The organism is Agrobacterium sp. LR_9 (assembly GCF_041954855.1).
Lineage (GTDB): Bacteria > Pseudomonadota > Alphaproteobacteria > Rhizobiales > Rhizobiaceae > Agrobacterium > Agrobacterium leguminum.
Genome location: NZ_JAVAYA010000029.1, coordinates 24,676 through 44,666, shown reverse-complemented (window position 1 = coordinate 44,666; position 19,991 = coordinate 24,676). Strand labels below are relative to the sequence as shown.

Below are 19,991 nucleotides of genomic sequence, written 5' to 3'. Positions count from 1 at the left end.
CGGCTGGTACGCGCAAACCTCATGCACCGGCGACGCACCGATCGGCTTCTCGATCCGCCACCAGACAAACCCAGAAACCAAATCCAGATGGCCTTCCAATGGCCGCAAATTTAAACCGGACAGTAGTGGGCTTGTCCCGAGCATCTGCAACCTATCGATTGTACGATACGTGATTGGATCCTCGGCCCGAGGATGACGTGAGTAGGAGGCGAGGCTTGTGAAATGGATCCGCCGCCTGTTCACGGCCTTTAACCGATCACACCACAACCTTCTCCGGCCTGTGCGCCCGCATGCACAAGATCACACTCAGCACCACCGAACATATTGCCACGACCTCAATCAGTGTCGGGCCACGCCCTTCCCAGACAAAACCGTAAAGCAGCGCAAACAGCGTTTCGAACAGGATCATCTGCCCGACCATGGTGAGCGGCAGAAGGCGGCTCATGCGGTTCCATAGGGCATTGCCGAGAATGGAGGCGGTGAAACCCAGCCCGGCTGCAACAGCCATAAAATGCAGCCAGTCGCCCGAACTATGGCTTTCGCCGCCAAAGCCAAAGGCCGGGATGGCGAGCGCGAGCGCAAGCCCACCGGTCACCACACCGGTCATCATGTTCCAGTCGTCGGCGCTGACATCGTGAAGACGGGAGAGCCAGCGGGCGTTACCCACGGCAAAGGCCGTCCATGACGCCAGCGCACCGAGCGCACAGGCAAGCCCGATGACGCGAGAGACATCGAGCCCCGCATCGTTTTCCGTTAGTGACTGCCATGAAATGCCGATAATCCCCATCGCGCCGAAGGCGAGCGACGGCCACAGCCGCTTCAGCGACACCGCCCCGTGATCGCGGCTGCCGATGATGGTGACGGCGACCGGCAGGAAACCGATGATGATGGAGGTGAAGGCGACCCCGCTCAATTTCACTGCCGTCGATATGAAGACATAATAGGAAATATTGCCGATCATGCTCAGCCAGCCGAGCGCTATCCACTCTCGCGCGCCAAAATGGGCCGAGATGCGTTTCAGACGCGGCCCGATGATGAAGAGGGAAATCAGCCCATAGGTGAGATAACGCGCCGTCGAGAGTTGCAGGGCGGAAAAATCCGGCACGAGTTTGGGAGCGAGAAAAATCCCACCCCAGAGCGCACCCGCCAGCATGCCGTAAAAAACACCGAGACCTATTCTGTTCATGTCATGTCACATCCGCATTCACATTTGCCTGCGATGTGCCACAGCCCTTTGCGGCTGTCTTGACAAAAACTCCTGACCGGATGTGCCGGTGGTTTTAATGAATCCCGCAGGTCCGACGGTAGGCTGCGGGCGTTTCACCCACTGCATTGCGCATGGCGCGCGTCAGTGCAGTCTGGTCGGAAAAACCGGCCCGCAAGGCGATCTCGGCAATCGGCAGGGTGGAATTGCTGAGCAATGCGCAGACCTTGTCCATGCGCAGCCCGGCCAGCCAGCGGTGAGGCGGAAGGCCGAATTCCTCGAGAAACAGCGCATGCAGGCGGCTGTCGCTGATCGTCACGCAGGAGGCGAGCATCTCGATGGTCCAGGGGAAGAACGGTTCCGCCCTGATAAGTGCAACAAGCCTGTGCAGGCGTTGGCGGATGTCGGCTTTCTCATTGGCAAGGCTGTCGATCAGGAGCGGTGCCCACAGACCGGCAATATCGTCGCGTCGCCCCTCTGTTCCGATGACGCCGCGCATATAGGCGATCAATTGCCGCGTATCCTGCGCGATATCGAGAAACGGCGAATGGGCGAATTTCTCGAGCGTTTGCTCGGGAAGGGCGCCTTCATCGATATCGACCACCAGCGAGTGGTTGCTTGCCGTCGCTTCCTGGGTGTGCGGCGCATCGCGATGGATGAACACGCCGCGTCCGGCCGACAATTCGTCCTGCCGTCCCGCCACATCGATCAGCAGACGCCCGGAGACCGGAAGAACGATCTGAACGAAGCCATGCCGTTCCTTCGGTCTTTCTTCCCTGTAGGTTCTGATATCGGCGGATGCGGCTTTCATGACGCTGTCGTTTCCATTGTGCAAAGAAATGGCCGCCTCGAAAAAGCGGCCAGTTTCATTGTTTGATTATGACATCGTCTTGAAGATTGGGCCAGCCGACTTTATTGATCGGCTCTGCGCGCCGGCAATTAACAGTCTTCCTTGGCGGTCGATTCGCCGCGTTTGCGCTTGCGCAGAACCGGCTTGTTCTCTCTCGCCTCGCATTTCGCGACGTCGATGAGATAGGCAAGCACCGGCATGCCGTTCATCGATGCGAGTTGCTTGGCGGATTCGAGAAGGTTGATGATGTTGGAAAAATCGTCCATCGGCTCACTCAGTGGCTCAAAGCGGTTATATGTCGGGTCTGAACCCAAGGATGAATACGCTGGGTGAAATCGGGAGCTTCCAGCGCCGTTGCATCCAATGGGTGTAATATTAGTCGCAAATAAATAGCAATCCCTGCGACGGGGTTACAATAGTCAATTTTCCGTAACTGTCATGCACGACGAAGATATCGCTGCGGGGTGATGGCAGAAAAATCCAGCAGTCAGATGAGGTTTCTGAAATGCCAAACTATCTTCACAGGGTGGAAGATGCGGCTGCGATCATCGCCGGGGCGCAGCGAATCATGGTCGTGGGCTGCTCCGGCGGCGGCAAGACGACGCTTTCGCAGAAGCTCGCGCGCAATTTCGGACTTCGCTACATCTCCATGGATCGCGATGTTTTCTGGCTGCCCGGCTGGCAGGCGCGCCCGCGCGAGGAGCAGCGACAGAGGATAGCCACCATCATTACCGAGGAACGCTGGCTGATGGACGGCAGCAATCCGTCGTCGTTCGATATACGGCTGCCGCGATCCCACATCGTTTTGTGGGTGCGCATGCCGCGCTGGCTCTGCCTGTGGGGCGCGCTCAGCCGGGCGATCAAGGGTTATGGCAAGGCCCGCCCGGAAATGGCGGAGGGGTGTCCCGAAAGGATAGACATCGATTTCCTGCGCTATATCTGGAATTTCGAACGCCGCCATGCCCCGATTTTCGAGCAGAATTTCGCGCTTTATGGTCCTGATGTGCCGGTATTCCAGCTGAAAAGCCGAAAACAGTTTCGCCGCCTTCTTGATCTTCTGCGTATCGAGGATTAACTGCCGCTCATGCCACAGTTCGAAACGCATCGCCACGTCAAACACTCGCCCGACCGCATGTACGACCTCGTCGCCGATGTGGAGAAATATCCGCAGTTTCTGCCCCTTTGCGAGGCGCTCACCGTCCGTTCGCGCAAGGAGCGCGATGGCAAGGTGCTGCTGGTGGCGGATATGACGGTGGGCTACAAGGCCATTCGCGAAACCTTCACCACGCAGGTGCTGCTGAACCCGGCCGAGCGCGCCATCGACGTGAAATATATCGACGGACCGTTTAAATATCTCGACAATCGCTGGCGTTTCGAGCCTGCCGACGAGGGCGGCTCAGCCATTCATTTTTTCATCGATTATGAATTCAAGAACCGTCTGCTCGGCGCGGTCATGGGGTCGATGTTCGACCGGGCCTTTCGCATGTTCGCGGAAGCCTTCGAGACGCGTGCCGATAAAATTTATACGGACCCGGCCTGATTGAGGGCTATCAGCATCTGGAGCGCCGTCCTCACCGTAGCAAGCCGGATTTTTGTGCGGCCGATCTCGCCGTAACGCATTTCCCGATGCAGGATTTTACCGCCGCGCGCATGGGCGGCCAGATGCACCAGCCCAACCGGCTTGTCGGCGGAACCGCCACCCGGACCGGCGATGCCAGTTACCGCCACGGCGAAATCCGCGCGGGAACGGAAGAGGGCACCATGCGCCATCTGCAGCGCTGTCTGTCGGGATACCGCGCCGAAATTCGCCAGCGTCTCGGAGCCAACGCCCAGCATGTCCATCTTGGCTTCATTGGTATAGGTGACAAAACCACGGTCAACGACAGCGGAGGAGCCGGCAATCTCCGTCAGGGCACCGGCGATCAGGCCGCCCGTGCAGCTTTCCGCGGTCGAGACCATGAAACCATGCGCGGTGAAATCGGCAATGATCTCCCGCGCCAACTCTTCTATGTCAGCGGGAAAAAGGCTCATAAAGGTCTGCCGCTGTAGATGACGGTGGCGGTGGCGATTGCAGCGATGCCTTCCCGGCGGCCGACGAAACCGATGGTCTCATTGGTCGTCGCCTTCACCGAGCAGCGCTCCAGCGCGATGCCCAGCATGTCCGACAGTGCTTCGCGCATGGCTTGCCGATGCGGGCCAATGCGCGGCGCTTCCGCAATCAGCGAGACATCGGCATTCATGATCGTGCCGCCATTGTCGCGAACCACTTTGGCCGCATGTTCGAGGAAGATGCGCGAGGCGGCACCCTTCCATTGCGGATCGGAAGGCGGGAAGTGATCGCCGATATCGCCGGCGCCACAGGTGGCGAGCAGCGCATCCGTCAGCGCATGCAAAGCCACATCGGCATCCGAATGACCTTTGAGTTTCTGGTCGTGTTCGATGAAGACGCCGCACAACGTCACGCCGTCGCCTGCTTCCAGCTGATGCACGTCGTAACCATTGCCGGTGCGCACGTCCGGCAATCCGTGGGAGAGCTTTTCATCGGCCATCGCGATATCCCGCTTGAGAGTGAGTTTTACATTATCGACCGAACCTTCGGTCAGCGTCACCGTCAGCCCCGCCCATTCGGCAATCGAAGCGTCATCGGTAAAATCGGACTTTCCGGAGGCGGCAGCGGCGCGGTGCGCGGTGAGAATATCGCCGTAGCTGAAACTCTGCGGTGTTTGAGCGGCATAAAGCCCCTGCCGGGAAACCGTTTCCACGACGCGACCATCCGAGCCGCGCTTCAGCGTGTCGGTGACGGAGAGGGCAGGCAAAACGCCGCTGGCGCCGGCCCGGTGCAGGGCGACGATCTGTTCCAGCATGTCCACGGGAACGAAAGGCCGCACGGCATCATGGATCATCACATGCGTCAGCTCTTCCGAAGAGAGCGCTTCCAGCCCGGCAAGCACCGATTGCTGGCGTGTTGCGCCGCCCGTGACGGTAACGATCCGCTCGCCGGCATCAAGCCGCTGGATGATCGGCGACAGTAGTTCCGCATCGTCTGCATGGCTGACGATCACGATGGGGGAGGCATGATTCCAGTCGAGGAAGGTCGACAATGTATGCTCGATCACGGCCCTGCCTCCGATAGGGCGATATTGTTTCGGCCCTTCCTCGGGAGAGCCCGCTCTTTCTCCGCGTCCGGCGGCGACGATGACGATGCCGAGTTTCATGGTACTTTCCTGCATTGGTCTTATGCTTTGCGCGCAACCCTTAGCGGTTGACAGTCCTGCTCTAGCGTTTCAAAACCCGGATGGCCAGCCCGATAAGACGCGCATTCGCCCCTGCATGCTGCAGGATCAGCCACCATTGCGTGTTCGAACCTGCACAAATTGCTGCCGACAGCAAAACAGGCAGGCAGTCGCCCAGCAAATAAAAGGTGCAACCCTCTAAAAGTGCTTGGCAACTGCACAAACACTGTCTAAAAATAATGCAAATAACCCTTCTGCATGAAAGATCATCAATTGCATCGTCCGGAGTTGTCAGAACCGTTCAGCATCGGCTCAGTCACGATCCGTAATCGCGCCGTGCTGGCGCCCATGTCGGGCGTGACGGATCTGCCGTTCCGGCAGCTTGCCTGGCGTTATGGCGCGGGCCTTGTCGTTACGGAAATGGTGGCAAGCCGTGAGCTCGTCGCCAACCGCGGCGAATCCTGGGCGCGGCTGAAAAATGCCGGCATGGTTCCGCATATGGTGCAGCTCGCAGGACGCGAGGCGCATTTCATGGCCGAGGCAGCGAAGATCGCAGCCGACAATGGCGCCGGCATCATCGACATCAATATGGGCTGTCCAGCCAAGAAGGTGACGGGCGGTTATTCCGGCTCGGCTTTGATGCGCGATCCGGATCATGCACTCTCGCTCATTGAGGCAACGGTCAATGCAGTCAACGTGCCTGTGACGCTGAAGATGCGGCTCGGCTGGGACGAGAACACCATCAATGCGCCGGAGATCGCCCGCCGTGCCGAAGCCGCAGGTGTTAAGCTGATCACCATTCACGGCCGCACCCGCATGCAGTTTTACGAGGGACGGGCGGACTGGGATGCCATCCGCGCCGTGCGTGAGGTGATTTCCGTGCCGCTGATCGCCAATGGCGACGTTGAAACGGCCGGAGATGCGCGCGAAATCCTGCGCCGTTCGGGTGCGGATGCCGTCATGGTCGGGCGCGGCGCGCAGGGGCAACCCTGGCTGCCGGCGGTGCTTGCCGGACATTCAGCGCCGCACCGCGACGATATTCCCGCCATCGCCATCGAACATTACGAGATGATGCTGGAATTTTATGGAAGGGAAGCCGGTCTCCGGCATGCCCGCAAACACCTCGGCTGGTATCTCGACCGTTTCGCGCCGGAGATCGCCACGACTGACAAGGCTGAAATCATGACATCGCGTGACACGGCGGAAGTGGCGGATCTGCTGCGCTCTGCCCTTAGCGAAAATGCGGGCAAAGACGCCGCAAGGAAGGCCGCATGAGCGCTGACAAACACAGCCCGGCAGATGCAAACCCGCTTGCCATGGCGGTTCTGAACGCGGTGCAGAACCCGGTTATTCTGGTGGATGCCGAAGGTTTCATCGCCTTCGCCAACTGGGAAGCCGAAGCCTTTTTCGGGGCGAGCGCCTCCCATCTCGCGCGCTACCGCGTTTCCACCTTCATTCCCTTCGGCAGCCCGTTGCTAGCACTGATCGATCAGGTGCGGGAGCGCCGCGCGCCGGTCAACGAATATCGCGTCGATCTGAGTTCGCCGCGTCTAGGCCAGGACAAGCTGGTCGATCTTTATGTCGCGCCCGTTGTCAGCGAACCGGGATCGGTGGTCGTCGTCTTCCAGGAAAGGTCGATGGCCGACAAGATCGACCGGCAATTGACCCACCGGGCGGCGGCGCGCTCCGTTACCGGCCTTGCTTCCATGCTCGCGCATGAAATCAAGAATCCGCTGTCCGGCATTCGCGGCGCTGCCCAGTTGCTGGAGACGTCGGTTGCCGATGAAGACCGGGCGCTGACGCGGCTGATCTGCGACGAGACCGACCGCATCGTCTCGCTGGTCGACCGTATGGAGGTGTTTTCCGACGAGCGGCCGGTGGATCGCGTGCCGGTCAACATCCATTCCGTGCTCGATCATGTGAAGGCCATCGCCAAGGCCGGTTTTGCCCGCAATATCAAGATTTCGGAAAACTACGACCCCTCGTTGCCGCCTGTTTATGCCAATCGCGACCAGCTGGTGCAGGTCTTTCTCAATCTGGTGAAGAATGCGGCGGAAGCCGTGGGCAACCAGCCGGACGGCGAGATCATCCTTACCACCGCCTATCGCCCCGGCATGCGGCTTTCGGTCGCCGGCAGCCGCGAGCGCATCTCGCTGCCGCTCGAATTCTGCGTTCATGACAATGGCCCAGGCGTTCCGGCCGATCTTTTGCCGCATCTTTTCGATCCCTTCATCACCACCAAGACGAATGGTTCGGGCCTCGGGCTGGCGCTTGTCGCCAAGCTGATCGGCGCCCATGGCGGCATTGTGGAATGCGACAGCCAGAACCACCGCACGACTTTCCGCGTATTGATGCCCGTCTCGCCGGAAGTGGCGCTCGACGACCGCTCTTTGCCGAACACGACAGGAAATGACCAATGACAGCTACGATCCTCGTCGCCGATGATGATGCCGCAATCCGCACGGTGCTGAACCAGGCGCTGAGCCGCGCCGGTTACGACGTGCGCATCACCTCCAATGCCGCCACGCTCTGGCGCTGGGTTTCGGCGGGTGAGGGCGATCTTGTCGTAACCGATGTCGTGATGCCGGATGAAAACGCCTTTGACCTGCTGCCGCGCATCAAAAAGGCCCGCCCGGACCTGCCGGTTCTGGTCATGAGTGCGCAGAACACCTTCATGACGGCCATCAAGGCCTCGGAAAAAGGCGCTTACGACTATCTGCCGAAGCCCTTCGACCTGACGGAACTGATCGCCATCATCGGCCGCGCTTTGTCTGAGCCGAAGCGCAAGCCGGCCAAACTCGATGACGACATGCAGGACGGCATGCCGCTCGTCGGCCGCTCGGCGGCGATGCAGGAAATCTACCGCGTTCTCGCCCGCCTGATGCAGACCGACCTGACGCTGATGATCACCGGTGAATCCGGCACCGGCAAGGAGCTGGTGGCGCGCGCTCTGCATGATTACGGCAAGCGCCGCAACGGTCCCTTCGTCGCCATCAACATGGCCGCAATCCCGCGCGACCTGATCGAATCCGAACTCTTCGGCCATGAGAAGGGCGCCTTCACCGGCGCGCAGAACCGCTCCACCGGCCGTTTCGAACAGGCCGAGGGCGGCACGCTGTTCCTCGACGAAATCGGTGACATGCCGATGGACGCCCAGACACGCCTGCTGCGCGTGTTGCAGCAGGGCGAATATACGACGGTGGGCGGCCGTACGCCGATCCGCACGGATGTCCGCATCGTTGCTGCGACCAACAAGGACCTGAAGCAGTCGATCAATCAGGGCCTTTTCCGCGAAGACCTCTATTATCGCCTGAACGTCGTGCCGCTGCGGCTGCCGCCGCTGCGTGACCGCGCCGAGGATATTCCCGATCTGGTGCGCCACTTCATCCAGCAGGGCGAAAAGGAAGGTCTGGAAGGCAAGCGTTTCGAGAGCGAGGCGCTGGAGGTCATGAAGGCCTATGCCTGGCCGGGCAACGTGCGCGAGCTGGAAAACCTGATCCGCCGCCTGATGGCGCTTTACCCGCAGGAAGTCATCACCCGCGAGATCATCGAGCAGGAACTGCAATCGGATGTTCCCGACAGCCCGCTCGACAAGATGGCGGTCCGTACGGGGGCGCTCACCATTTCGCAGGCGGTGGAAGAAAATATGCGGGATTATTTCGCCAGTTTCGGCGATGGCCTGCCGCCGCCCGGCCTTTACGACCGCGTTCTGCGCGAACTCGAATATCCACTGATTCTCGCGGCTTTGACTGCGACACGCGGCAACCAGATCAAGGCCGCCGATCTTCTCGGCCTGAACCGCAATACGCTGCGCAAGAAAATCCGCGAGCTTGGCGTTTCCGTTTATCGCAGCTCCCGCCCAAGCTGAGAATGTTGACAAGGTCGCATTTGTCGTTGCACTTTCGCCACATTGTGTTGCTTGAAAAACACTAGGAAGGAAAGAGATTCGCCGATCTGAGGCGCGTCTTACCTGACTTCAGAAATGTGGTGCTGGCTGGCCAGCGATTGGGAGTAGTGCATGCGGAAACCCGCCGCCGAAAACGCCGTTGCCGATGAAGCAGCGGGCATGGTGGTTGCCGATCGCAGGATGTCTTTCGCTTTGCCGGGGCTGGTGCTCGCCGGCGTCGCTCTCGTTTGCGCCATCCTCACCCTGTTCGTGCTTCTGGGTGTCACGCCAATCGCGCCGACATCGAACGTCGTCATCGCCTCCGTCGTCATCAATTCGATCTTCGTGATCGGCCTGATCTTCCTCATCGGGCGCGAAATCAACCGCCTGCTGAAAGCGCGTAAAAAGGGCAGGGCGGCGGCGCGTCTGCACGTGCGCATCGTCGTGCTTTTCTCCATCGTGGCGATTACGCCCGCGGTGCTCGTCGCCATCTTCGCCAGTCTGACGCTGAATGTAGGCCTCGACCGCTGGTTTGCGCTGCGTACGCAGTCGATTGTCGATTCATCGAGCAATATCGCCCAAGCCTATATGATGGAGAATGCCGGTTATCTTCAGGGTCAGACCCTGTCGATGGCGACCGACCTCGACCGCAACCGTGCGCTTTTTTATCTGGATCGCACCGGCTTCGTTGATCTGATGACCCGTCAGGCCAAGGGACGCGGCCTTCTCGGCGCGTTTCTGGTGCAGGAGGACGGCGACGCCGTTGCTCAGGCCGACATCAAGACCGAAAAGCCGCTTCCCGCTATCCCGCATGATGCGCTTGAAAAGGCGGCCGCCGGCCAGCCGACGCTGATACCGCCCGGTATCACCAACCTCGTCGGCGCCATTATCAAGCTCGAAGGCATCAGCGGCACCTTCCTTTACACGGTGCGCGCCGTCGATCCCAAGGTGATGGGCGCGATGCGGCTGATGGAAGAGAACCGCGCCGAATACAAGGCGATGGAGGCAGGCCGCGCGCCGCTGCAGATCGCCTTTGCAATTCTTTATCTCGGTTTCGCGCTGATCGTGCTTCTCGCCGCCATCTGGACGGCGATTGCGGTGGCCGACCGTATAGTGCGGCCTATCCGTCTCCTCATCAGTGCGGCAGACAGTGTCGCCACCGGCAACATGCATGTGCTGGTTCCCGTCCGCGCCGTCGATGGCGACGTCGGGCGACTGTCGCGCACCTTCAACAAGATGGTCTCCGAACTGCGCAGCCAGCAGGAACAGATCATCGAGGCCAAGGACGATATCGACGACCGCCGCCGCTTCATCGAGGCCGTGCTGTCTGGCGTTACCGCCGCCGTCATCGGTGTCGATGAGAACCGCAGGATCACCATCGTCAATCCGTCGGGCGAAGAATTCCTGGCGCAGACATCCGAGCAGCTTATCGGCGCGCAACTGTCGGAAATTGCGCCCGAAATCGAACAGGTGGTCAACGAGGCCAATACCTGGTCACGCGGCAATTTCCGCAAACAGATCAACATCATGCGGCGGGGCAAGGAACGGACGCTGAATGTGCAGGTGACCCGTGAGGACGCTCGCGACAGCCGCGACAGCTACGTCATCACCCTCGACGACATCACCGATCTCGTCATCGCCCAGCGTTCGACCGCATGGTCGGATGTGGCGCGCCGCATTGCGCATGAGATTAAGAACCCGCTGACGCCGATCCAGCTTTCCGCCGAGCGTATCAAACGCCGTTTCGGCAAGCAGATCGACGAGAGCGACCGCGCCGTCTTCGATCAGTGTACGGACACCATCGTCCGGCAGGTCGGCGATATCGGCCGGATGGTGGACGAATTCTCCGCCTTTGCGCGCATGCCGAAGCCGACGAAGGAAAAGTCGGACCTGCGGGCGATCCTGAAGGATGCGGCGTTCCTGCGCGAGATCAGCGCCGCCGATACGAAATTCTCAACCGAACTGGGCGATATCCCGCTGGAGGGCATGTTCGATGCCCGCATGCTGGGTCAGGCCTTCGGCAATCTCATCAAGAATGCGACGGAAGCCATCGAGGCGGTGGAAGGCGAAAAACGGCCGGGTAAAATTCTGGTGCGCGCCGCTTTCGACGAAGCCAATTCGCGTTTCGTGGCTGACATCATCGACAATGGCCGCGGCCTTCCCGTCGAGAACCGTCACCGCATTCTCGAACCTTATATGACGATGCGGGACAAGGGCACGGGCCTCGGCCTCGCCATCGTCAAGAAAATCATCGAAGAGCATGGCGGGTATCTGGAACTCCACGATGCCCCGCCGGAATTCGATCACGGCCACGGCGCCATGATCAGAGTGCTGCTGCCCTATATCGAGGCGGTCGGCGGCGAAAATAACAAGGAAGCAGCATATGGCGTCTGATATTCTGGTCGTGGATGACGAGGCAGACATTCGCGAAATCGTAGCGGGCATTCTTTCCGACGAGGGCCACGAGACCCGCATGGCGTTCGACAGCGACAGCGCGCTGGCCGCCATTTCGGAGCGCGTGCCGCGTCTGATCTTTCTCGATATCTGGATGCAGGGCTCGAAGCTCGATGGTCTGGCGTTGCTGGATGAGATCAAGAGCCGCCATCCCGAAATCCCGGTGGTGATGATTTCCGGTCACGGCAATATCGAAACCGCCGTCAACGCCATCAAGCGCGGTGCCTTCGATTTCATCGAGAAGCCGTTCAAGGCCGACCGCCTCATTCTGATCGCCGAGCGGGCGCTGGAAAACTCCAAGCTGAAGCGCGAGGTTCAGGAACTCAAGAAGCGCACCGGTGACGCGGTTGAACTCGTCGGCGCATCGCTTGCGGTGTCGCAGCTTCGCCAGACCATCGACCGTGTTGCGCCCACCAACAGCCGCATCATGATCCTCGGCCCCTCCGGTTCCGGCAAGGAACTTGTGGCGCGCATGGTGCACAAGAAGTCCTCGCGTGCCAGCGGACCCTTCGTGGCGCTCAACGCCGCGACGATCACACCTGACCGCATGGAAATCGCGCTTTTCGGCACGGAGGGCCTTCCCGGGCAACCGCGTAAGGTCGGGGCTCTGGAAGAAGCCCATCGCGGCGTGCTTTATCTCGATGAAGTCGGCGAAATGCCGCGCGAGACGCAGAACAAGATCCTGCGCGTGCTGGTCGATCAGCAGTTCGAGCGCGTCGGCGGCGGCAAGCGGGTGAAGGTGGATGTGCGCATCATTTCCTCGACCGCCCATCACCTCGAAAGCCTGATTGCCGAAGGCCAGTTCCGGGAAGATCTCTATCATCGCCTCGCCGTCGTGCCGGTGAAGGTGCCGGCGCTCTCCGAACGGCGCGAGGATATTCCTTTCCTCGTCGATATGTTCATGCGCCAGATTTCCGAGCAGGCCGGCATCCGTCCGCGCAAGATCGGCGATGACGCTATGGCGGTCCTGCAGACGCATGACTGGCCGGGCAATATCCGTCAGCTGCGCAACAATATCGAGCGGCTGATGATTCTCGCCCGTCCCGAGGGCGGTGAAGCGCCGATCTCGGCCGACATGCTGCCGTCGGATATTGGCGACATGCTGCCGAAGATTTCGGCGCAGGGCGATCAGCACATCATGACCCTGCCGTTGCGCGAAGCGCGTGAAATGTTCGAGCGGGACTACCTGATGGCGCAGATCAACCGCTTCGGCGGCAATATTTCGCGAACGGCGGAATTTGTCGGCATGGAACGGTCTGCACTGCATCGCAAACTGAAATCTCTCGGCGTATAAGGAAAGAAGGCGCTTCGCCGTAACCGATTATTCCGTCAGAGAGACAGCATGAAAGTCATCATTTGCGGCGCAGGGCAGGTGGGTTACGGCATCGCCGAACAATTGTCGCGGGAAGATAATGAAGTATCGGTGATCGATACGGCCGCGCCGCTCATCACCGCCATTACCGAGACGCTGGATGTGCGCGGTTATGTCGGCCATGGCGCGCATCCCGACATGCTTGCCAAGGCCGGCGCCGACCAGGCCGACATGATCATCGCCGTGACCTTGCATGACGAGATCAACATCGTCGCCTGTGAGGTGGCGCATGCCCTGTTCAGCGTGCCGACCAAGATCGCCCGCATCCGCGACCAGAGCTATCTGAAGCCGGAATATGCCGATCTCTTCAGCCGCGAGAACATGTCCATCGACGTGACGATTTCGCCTGAAGTCGAAGTCGGCAAGATGGTGCTCCGGCGCATCGCCTTTCCGGGCGCAACGGATGTGGTGCGTTTCGCCGACGACACGATCTACATGCTGGCCATCGAATGCATGGAGGATTGCCCGGTCATCAACACGCCGCTGCAGCAGCTTTCCAGCCTCTTTCCAGACCTCATCGCCACGGTGGTGGGGGTGTATCGGGATGGTATCCTCAAGGTGGCGCATTCCTCGGAACAGTTGCGGGTGGGCGACCTTGCCTATGTCATCTGCCAGCGCCAGCACGCCCGCCGCACCTTAAGCCTTTTCGGCCATGAGGAGCAGGAAGCGCAGCGCATCGTGATTGCCGGCGCCGGCAATATCGGCCACTTCGTCGCCCGCAAGATCGAGGAAATGCAGCCGAAAACGCGGGTGAAGATCATCGAGGCGGACCGAGACAGGGCGGTTGCCGCATCCGAACAGTTAAGCCACACCATCGTCATGCACGGCTCGGCGCTCGACCAGAAAATCCTGATGCAGGCCGATATTCAGGATGCCGATCTTATCGTGACGCTCACCAATAACGATCAGACCAATATTCTGGCCGCGGTGATTGCCAAGCAGCTCGGCTGCAAATCGAATCTGGCGCTTTTGAACAGTACGTCGTTCCACGACGTCGCCCGCTCTCTGGGACTCGATGCCTATATCAACCCGCGGGCCGTGACGATCTCCCGCGTGCTTCAGCATGTGCGCAAGGGCCGCATCCGCTCAGTCTATGCCGTTCAGCGCGGCTCGGCGGAGGTGATCGAGGCGGAAGCGCTGGAGACGTCGCCGCTGGTCGGCCAGTCCTTCCGCGACATCGATATGCCCGACGGTGTGCGCATCGGGGCGATCTATCGCGACGGCGTGGTGATCCGCCCGGATGGCAGCACGAAAATCAAGGCGAAGGACCGGGTCGTGCTGTTTGCATCCGCCGATGCCGTGCGCGACGTGGAACAACTTTTCCGTGTTTCGATACAATATTTTTGACTGTCCCGAATTGAAAATGTGGGTCAATACTCGTACTCATTCGGCTGTTTTGACCGTTGCGGAACGGAACACGATTTGATACCAGAGTTTGAGGTCGGCCAAGCGGGGGACAAGACTCGGCCGGCTTATTATTGATTGATTATTTTCCGGTATCCCTGCCGGCAAAAAAGAAAGAAGCGGCGCCATGGCGGAACGTTCTCAAAACCTTCAGGATCTCTTCCTCAATACCGTTCGTAAGCAAAAGATTTCGCTCACGATTTTTCTGATCAACGGCGTCAAGCTGACGGGCGTTGTCACCTCCTTCGACAATTTCTGCGTGCTTCTGCGCCGTGACGGTCATTCGCAGCTTGTTTACAAGCATGCGATCTCCACCATCATGCCCGGCCAGCCGATGCAGATGTTCGAAAGCGAAGAAGGCGCTGCCTGATCGGGCTCCCTCGACGGATATTCGACATAGACTGACCCGGACCGGGAACATTTCCCGTGCCGTCAGGTTAATTCCCATGGCCGCCCGCGCGGATGCGGTCGGCCGCAATCCTCTTTCTGGACAAGGCTGAACCCATTTCAACGCGCGACACCTCGAACGAATCGATTATTCCGGAGCAGGAAAAGCGCCGCGACGACATGCGTGCGGTCGTCCTCGTGCCGGTCCTCAAGCAGCGCGAAACGCGCGATGCGGCTGCTGGCCCGGCTGCCCCCGGCCGTTCGGTCGAAGCCAAGCTTGAGGAAGCGAAGGGACTGGCGCTCGCCATCGATCTGGAAGTGACGCAGGGTCTCATCGTTCCGGTGAACCAGCCGCGCCCGGCCACGCTGTTTGGAACGGGCAAGATCGAAGAAATCGGTCATCTTCTCGAAGAGACCGATTCCGGCCTGGTGATCGTCGATCATCCGCTGACCCCGGTGCAGCAGCGCAATCTCGAAAAGCAATGGAATTGCAAGGTCATCGACCGCACGGGCCTGATCCTTGAAATCTTCGGCCGCCGCGCCTCCACAAAGGAAGGCACGCTGCAGGTCGATCTTGCGCATCTGAACTACCAGAAGGGCCGCCTCGTCCGAAGCTGGACCCACCTTGAACGCCAGCGCGGCGGTGCGGGCTTCATGGGCGGTCCGGGTGAAACCCAGATCGAAGCAGACCGTCGGCTTTTGCAGGAACGCATCGTCAAGCTGGAGCGCGAACTGGAGCAGGTGGTGCGCACGCGCCAGCTTCACCGCGCCAAGCGCCGTAAGGTGCCGCATCCGATCGTCGCGCTGGTCGGTTACACCAATGCCGGCAAATCCACGCTGTTCAACCGCATCACCGGCGCCGGCGTTCTGGCGGAGGATATGCTGTTCGCCACGCTCGACCCGACCTTGCGCCGCATGAAGTTGCCGCATGGCCGCACCGTCATCCTGTCCGATACGGTCGGTTTCATTTCCGACCTTCCGACGCATCTGGTCGCCGCTTTCCGCGCCACTCTGGAAGAGGTGCTGGAAGCCGATCTCGTTCTGCATGTGCGCGATATGTCCGATCCGGACAATGCCGCCCAGTCTGCGGATGTGCTGCGTATTCTTGGTGACCTCGGCATTGACGAGAAGGAGGCGGAAAAGCGCATCATCGAGGTCTGGAACAAGGTCGACCGTCTCGAGCCGGAAGCGCATGACGCCATCATGCAGCGTGCCGAGGGCCGTTCGGATATCCGCGCCGTTTCGGCCATCACGGGTGAGGGCGTCGATGCCCTGATGGACGAGATTTCAAAGCGTCTTTCCGGTGTTCTGACGGAAACGACCGTTGTGCTCTCTATCGAACAATTGCCGCTGATCTCGTGGGTCTATAGCAATTCCATTGTCGACGGTCGTGAAGACCATGAGGATGGATCGGTTGCGCTTGATGTGCGCCTTTCGGAAGCGCAAGCGGCCGAACTGGAACGGAAGCTTGGTAAAGCGACTGTCCGCGAACGCGAGGACTGGGAGCGCTAAGCGTTCCTGGGACGATTATAAGGCGCGAAAACCTCTCCCCGTCATTCCGGCCTTGAGCCGGAATCCAGCCACGACGCGTCTGCGTCGTGAAAAACGAGTCTTTTGCGATCAAGGACTTGATCGCACTGGACCCCGGACTAAATCCGGGGTGACGGTGGGCTAGGACGAAACCGTATCAAGCGAACGTTCGATGCGTTTCGCCGCCTGCCAGAGATCTTCCATTCTCTCGAGACTCGCTTCTTCCAGCGTTTCGCCATTTTGAGTGAGCGACGTTTCGATGTGATTGAAACGCCTGCGGAATTTCGTGTTCGTACCGCGCAGCGCATCTTCCGGATCGGCTTTGACATGCCGGCCGATGTTGACGAGGGCAAAAATGAGATCGCCGAGCTCGTCCGAGACCTTCTCCGGTTTTCCTTCCGCCAGCGCCTCACGCAGTTCGGCGATTTCCTCCTCGATCTTGTCGAGAATCGGAGCGGGGTTCGACCAATCGAAACCGGCACGCGCTGCCTGTTCCTGCAGCTTCAGGGCTTCGGTCAGCGCCGGCTGGCTGCGCTGTACGCCGCCCAGAAAGCCGGCCTTAAAATCCTCGGTGATACCACGTCGCGCGCGTCGCTCTGCACGCTCGCGTTTTTCTTCCGCCTTGATGCGATCCCATTGCAGTTTGACGCCGTCCGGCGTGTCGGCGTCGGATACGGCGAAGACATGGGGATGACGGCGGATCATCTTCGAGGTCACGGCATGCACCACGTCGCCAAAGGCGAATTCGCCCATCTCTTCGGCAATGCGGGCATGGAAAACCACTTGCAGCAGAAGGTCGCCCAGCTCCTCGCAAAGATCGTCCATATCCTTGCGCTCAATGGCGTCGGCGACTTCATAAGCCTCTTCAATGGTATAGGGCTTGATCGTCTCGAAGGTCTGAACGACATCCCATGGACAACCGGTTTCCGGCTGCCGCAGGGCTTCCATGATCTCGATCAGGCGGGAAATATCCTTCGAGGCTTCCATAGTGTCTCAAACCTTCGTTCTTTGTTTCTGCGCATCGCCGGGACGCGGAAATGCTCTAGTTCAATGGAATGTCGTTGCCGCTCTTCGACGACTGGTAGCTGGTGGAAAGATCGTCATAGGCTGCCTTGATGCGGGCCGTCTGCGCCTTCAACGTGGTCTTCCGCGGATCGTCTTCACCCTCCACCAGATCGGCAATGAAATACGAATTCCAGAAGGCATTGTTGCGGCGATACCCGCCCGGTTCCAGTCCGAAAACTTCCTTGAGGATTTTCAGGTCGTGAGGGATCGCGAAAGCGTCGCGGGAATCCTCGTGGCTGAAGAAGGAGTAGAAATTATCGAAGCCCGCCCAGGTGATGGCGGACATGCACATGGTGCATGGTTCGTGGGTGGAGAGAAAAATCAGCTCCTTCGTGTTCGGCTTTTCGCCCAACTCGTAAAACCGTTTCAGCGTGTGCACTTCGCCATGCCAGAGCGGATTTTCCAGCTCGTTATTGGTCTCGGCGATCACCAGCGACAGGTCCGATTTGCGCAGGATCGCCGCACCGAAAACCTTGTTGCCAAGGCTGACGCCACGCGCCGTCAAGGGCAGGATATCGTGTTCGATGACATCGAGAAGGCGGGCGGCGAGGGTGGAGCTGGTCAAGGGTCTTGTCCTTCATGCCGCTTTAAGGAAAAGCGGTCTTCGCATGGGGAAATCGACAGTCGATGGTCGCTCCTTGTTCGGCGCGAGAACCCGCTTTGTCAAGGGATTGCAAGGGGATTCTCAGAGCTTGCGCAGGTGCGGAAAAGCATCGCCGGTTTGTTTTCCTCCAAAACCGGGGTCTTCGAGAAATAAAAATCCAGGTGCCGGAAAGGCTTGAATTTCTGTTTCTTCAATCTTGCACCGCAATGCGGGATATATGTCCAATGCACAACGAACATGATTTTTCCGCTGCTGGCGACCGCCTTTCAACCTTCCCCGCTTTCTTCCGGGTCGAGGGACGGCAGGTCGCTGTTTTCGGAAATGGCGATGAAGCCTTCGCGAAGGTAAGGCTTCTCGCCAACACCAACGCGCATATCATTGCCTATGCCGACAAGCCGGAAGCCGATTTTGCCCGTTATATCAGCGAAAATGGCATTGATCATCGAGCTTTGGCTTTCGCCGGCGAATTGATCGAAGGCGCCACGCTGGTCTTCGCCGCTACCGGCGATGAGGCGCTGGACCGTGAGATCGTCACCCTCGCGCGCGCCGCGAAAATTCCCGCCAATGCGGTGGATCAGCCGGAATTCTGCGATTTCTTTACCCCCGCGCTCGTCGCCCGCGCGCCCGTCGCCGTGGCTATCGGCACGGAAGGGGCAGGGCCGGTTCTCGCCCAGATGATCCGCGCCCGCATCGACCAGATGCTGTCGCCGTCGCTTGGCAAGCTTGCGCGCCTTGCCGTGCAGTATCGTGATGCGGCCGAGGAGAACGTGCCGAAGGGCGCCTTGCGGCGCAATTTCTGGCGACGGTTCTTTTCAGGTGCAGTGGCGGATGCCGTCGCCGTTGGCGACACGCTCTCCGCCCGTCAGGCCGTCGACCGCCTGCTGCAATCGCCCGAACGCAGCGAAGGCCGTATCTGGCTCGTCGGCGCAGGACCGGGCGCTGAAGATCTGCTGACGCTGCGCGCGCAGCGCGTGCTGATGGAAGCCGATGTGATCGTTTACGATGCGCTTGTGCCACAGGCGATTGTCGATATGGGCCGCCGCGATGCCGAGCGCCTCTCCGTCGGCAAGCGCAAGGGCTGCCACAGCAAGTCGCAGGACGAGATTAACCGCCTGCTGGTGCGCCTCGGCAAAGATGGCAAGCGCGTCGTGCGCCTCAAATCCGGCGATCCGCTGGTCTATGGCCGGGCGGGTGAAGAAATGGCGGCGCTGCGTGAGGCCGGTATTGCCTATGAGATCGTGCCCGGCATCACGTCGGCCTTCGCCGCCGCTGCGGATTTCGAATTGCCGCTGACGCTGCGCGGTGTCGCTTCATCGCTGATTTTCACCACCGGCCACGATCTGGCTGGCGATGTCCTGCCCGATTGGGCAAGGCTTGCGGTTTCCGGCGCCACCATCGCCGTCTATATGGGCCGCAGTGTTGCTGCTTCGGTCGCGAAGCGGCTGATCGACGCGGGATTGGGTGTGGAAACCACGGTTGCCGTCATCGAAAACGCCAGCCGCGCGGATCGCCGCCTGCTGCATGGCACACTGAACGATCTGCCCGAACTCGAACATCGCGATGAACTGACCGGCCCGGTCATGGTCATCATCGGCGATGCGGTGGCGGGCGCCAATTTTGACAGGTCCGAGGCGCTTGCATTGTCAGTGCGGCCGGCGGATTTCAAACGGGAGTATGTAAATGGCTGACAAGGTTTTGACCGCCAACCGCCTGAGCGATGGCATCGCCGTCTGGCTCGATGCCAACGGGGAGTGGACGGAGAACCTGCAGGGCGCAATCGTTGCCCGCCATGCGGAGGCCGTCGCCTCGTTTGAGGAAATCGGCAAGCGGGATTTCTCCGCCAACAAGGTCGTCGATGTGGCCGTCATCGATGTCATCGAAGAGAACGGCAAGCTTTGGCCGACGCGTCTTCGCGAACGCATTCGCGCCGCCGGCCCCACCGTGCACTATGCCACCGGCTTCAAGCCGGCCGATGCAGCATTCATCGCAGTCTGAGGAATAA

General features: G+C 60.0%; 19 protein-coding genes. 12 read left to right on the top strand and 7 right to left on the bottom strand.

Annotated elements, in window-relative coordinates; genetic code table 11:
• Nucleotides 1-256 precede the first annotated feature (256 nt).
• The 3 genes from RAC79_RS22860 to RAC79_RS22850 all read right to left on the bottom strand — a co-directional run bounded on the left by RAC79_RS22860 (nucleotide 257) and on the right by RAC79_RS22850 (nucleotide 2,320).
• Nucleotides 257-1,186, bottom strand: coding sequence for a DMT family transporter (locus tag RAC79_RS22860; RefSeq protein ID WP_174039126.1), 930 nt, complete (start codon nucleotides 1,184-1,186; stop codon nucleotides 257-259).
• Between the two features lie 94 nt (nucleotides 1,187-1,280).
• Entirely contained in the window at nucleotides 1,281-2,015 is a 735-nt protein-coding gene (locus RAC79_RS22855) for an AraC family transcriptional regulator (protein ID WP_174039127.1), read from the bottom strand.
• Nucleotides 2,016-2,143: 128 nt separating this feature from the next.
• Nucleotides 2,144-2,320, bottom strand: a complete 177-nt coding sequence (locus tag RAC79_RS22850) for a hypothetical protein (protein ID WP_003496171.1) — start codon at nucleotides 2,318-2,320, stop codon at nucleotides 2,144-2,146.
• Between the two features lie 239 nt (nucleotides 2,321-2,559).
• Here RAC79_RS22850 and RAC79_RS22845 point away from each other — a divergent pair, with 239 nt between their 5' ends.
• Nucleotides 2,560-3,129, top strand: a complete 570-nt coding sequence (locus RAC79_RS22845) for an AAA family ATPase (RefSeq protein WP_174039128.1) — start codon at nucleotides 2,560-2,562, stop codon at nucleotides 3,127-3,129.
• 9 nt (nucleotides 3,130-3,138) lie between these two features.
• Complete coding sequence (locus RAC79_RS22840) at nucleotides 3,139-3,594, top strand: type II toxin-antitoxin system RatA family toxin (RefSeq protein ID WP_065655387.1); 456 nt, start codon at nucleotides 3,139-3,141, stop codon at nucleotides 3,592-3,594.
• Here the strand turns inward: RAC79_RS22840 and RAC79_RS22835 are convergent.
• Both RAC79_RS22835 and RAC79_RS22830 read right to left on the bottom strand, forming a co-directional pair.
• Nucleotides 3,576-4,085 carry a CinA family protein gene (locus tag RAC79_RS22835; RefSeq protein WP_174039129.1) on the bottom strand — a complete coding sequence of 170 codons (510 nt, stop codon included), beginning with the start codon at nucleotides 4,083-4,085 and terminating at the stop codon, nucleotides 3,576-3,578. The two genes, RAC79_RS22840 and RAC79_RS22835, sit on opposite strands and share 19 nt — an antisense overlap.
• Nucleotides 4,082-5,269 (bottom strand): bifunctional 2-C-methyl-D-erythritol 4-phosphate cytidylyltransferase/2-C-methyl-D-erythritol 2,4-cyclodiphosphate synthase, encoded by a 1,188-nt coding sequence (locus RAC79_RS22830; protein ID WP_174039130.1) that lies wholly within the window; start codon nucleotides 5,267-5,269, stop codon nucleotides 4,082-4,084. Before RAC79_RS22830 ends, RAC79_RS22835 begins: the two co-directional genes overlap by 4 nt.
• A 276-nt stretch (nucleotides 5,270-5,545) precedes the next feature.
• Between RAC79_RS22830 and dusB the strand changes: the two genes are divergently transcribed.
• The 8 genes from dusB to hflX all read left to right on the top strand — a co-directional run bounded on the left by dusB (nucleotide 5,546) and on the right by hflX (nucleotide 16,302).
• Nucleotides 5,546-6,562, top strand: coding sequence for a tRNA dihydrouridine synthase DusB (gene dusB, locus RAC79_RS22825; RefSeq protein WP_174039131.1), 1,017 nt, complete (start codon nucleotides 5,546-5,548; stop codon nucleotides 6,560-6,562).
• Complete coding sequence (locus tag RAC79_RS22820; protein ID WP_035264009.1) at nucleotides 6,559-7,707, top strand: nitrogen regulation protein NR(II); 1,149 nt, start codon at nucleotides 6,559-6,561, stop codon at nucleotides 7,705-7,707. The genes dusB and RAC79_RS22820 overlap by 4 nt, the downstream gene beginning before the upstream one ends.
• Nucleotides 7,704-9,155, top strand: coding sequence for a nitrogen regulation protein NR(I) (gene ntrC / locus RAC79_RS22815; protein WP_174039132.1), 1,452 nt, complete (start codon nucleotides 7,704-7,706; stop codon nucleotides 9,153-9,155). The genes RAC79_RS22820 and ntrC overlap by 4 nt, the downstream gene beginning before the upstream one ends.
• 150 nt (nucleotides 9,156-9,305) lie before the next feature.
• Nucleotides 9,306-11,567, top strand: coding sequence for a PAS domain-containing sensor histidine kinase (locus RAC79_RS22810; RefSeq protein ID WP_174039133.1), 2,262 nt, complete (start codon nucleotides 9,306-9,308; stop codon nucleotides 11,565-11,567).
• Nucleotides 11,557-12,921, top strand: a complete 1,365-nt coding sequence (locus RAC79_RS22805) for a sigma-54 dependent transcriptional regulator (protein ID WP_003521348.1) — start codon at nucleotides 11,557-11,559, stop codon at nucleotides 12,919-12,921. Before RAC79_RS22810 ends, RAC79_RS22805 begins: the two co-directional genes overlap by 11 nt.
• 48 nt (nucleotides 12,922-12,969) lie before the next feature.
• Nucleotides 12,970-14,346: a Trk system potassium transporter TrkA gene (trkA, locus tag RAC79_RS22800; protein WP_065655394.1), complete on the top strand. Its 1,377-nt coding sequence runs from the start codon at nucleotides 12,970-12,972 to the stop codon at nucleotides 14,344-14,346.
• A gap of 184 nt (nucleotides 14,347-14,530) precedes the next feature.
• The gene (hfq, locus tag RAC79_RS22795; RefSeq protein WP_003496145.1) at nucleotides 14,531-14,773 is read left to right on the top strand and encodes an RNA chaperone Hfq; all 243 of its coding nucleotides are present in this window, start codon (nucleotides 14,531-14,533) and stop codon (nucleotides 14,771-14,773) included.
• A 92-nt stretch (nucleotides 14,774-14,865) separates the two neighbouring features.
• Nucleotides 14,866-16,302 carry a GTPase HflX gene (hflX, locus tag RAC79_RS22790; RefSeq protein ID WP_174039134.1) on the top strand — a complete coding sequence of 479 codons (1,437 nt, stop codon included), beginning with the start codon at nucleotides 14,866-14,868 and terminating at the stop codon, nucleotides 16,300-16,302.
• 159 nt (nucleotides 16,303-16,461) lie between these two features.
• Here hflX and mazG read toward each other — a convergent pair whose 3' ends face one another.
• Together mazG and RAC79_RS22780 are read right to left on the bottom strand one after the other, a co-directional pair.
• The gene (mazG, locus tag RAC79_RS22785) at nucleotides 16,462-17,307 is read right to left on the bottom strand and encodes a nucleoside triphosphate pyrophosphohydrolase (RefSeq protein WP_035264017.1); all 846 of its coding nucleotides are present in this window, start codon (nucleotides 17,305-17,307) and stop codon (nucleotides 16,462-16,464) included.
• Nucleotides 17,308-17,362: 55 nt separating this feature from the next.
• Nucleotides 17,363-17,950, bottom strand: coding sequence for a deaminase (locus RAC79_RS22780; protein WP_142845485.1), 588 nt, complete (start codon nucleotides 17,948-17,950; stop codon nucleotides 17,363-17,365).
• 263 nt (nucleotides 17,951-18,213) lie between these two features.
• On the opposite strand from RAC79_RS22780, the gene cysG reads away from it, so the two are divergent.
• Together cysG and RAC79_RS22770 are read left to right on the top strand one after the other, a co-directional pair.
• Nucleotides 18,214-19,677, top strand: coding sequence for a siroheme synthase CysG (gene cysG / locus RAC79_RS22775; protein ID WP_078052952.1), 1,464 nt, complete (start codon nucleotides 18,214-18,216; stop codon nucleotides 19,675-19,677).
• A complete protein-coding gene (locus RAC79_RS22770) occupies nucleotides 19,670-19,984 on the top strand; it encodes a DUF2849 domain-containing protein (protein ID WP_003521341.1) in 315 nt (104 codons plus the stop codon). The genes cysG and RAC79_RS22770 overlap by 8 nt, the downstream gene beginning before the upstream one ends.
• The last annotated feature ends 7 nt before the right edge of the window (nucleotides 19,985-19,991 follow it).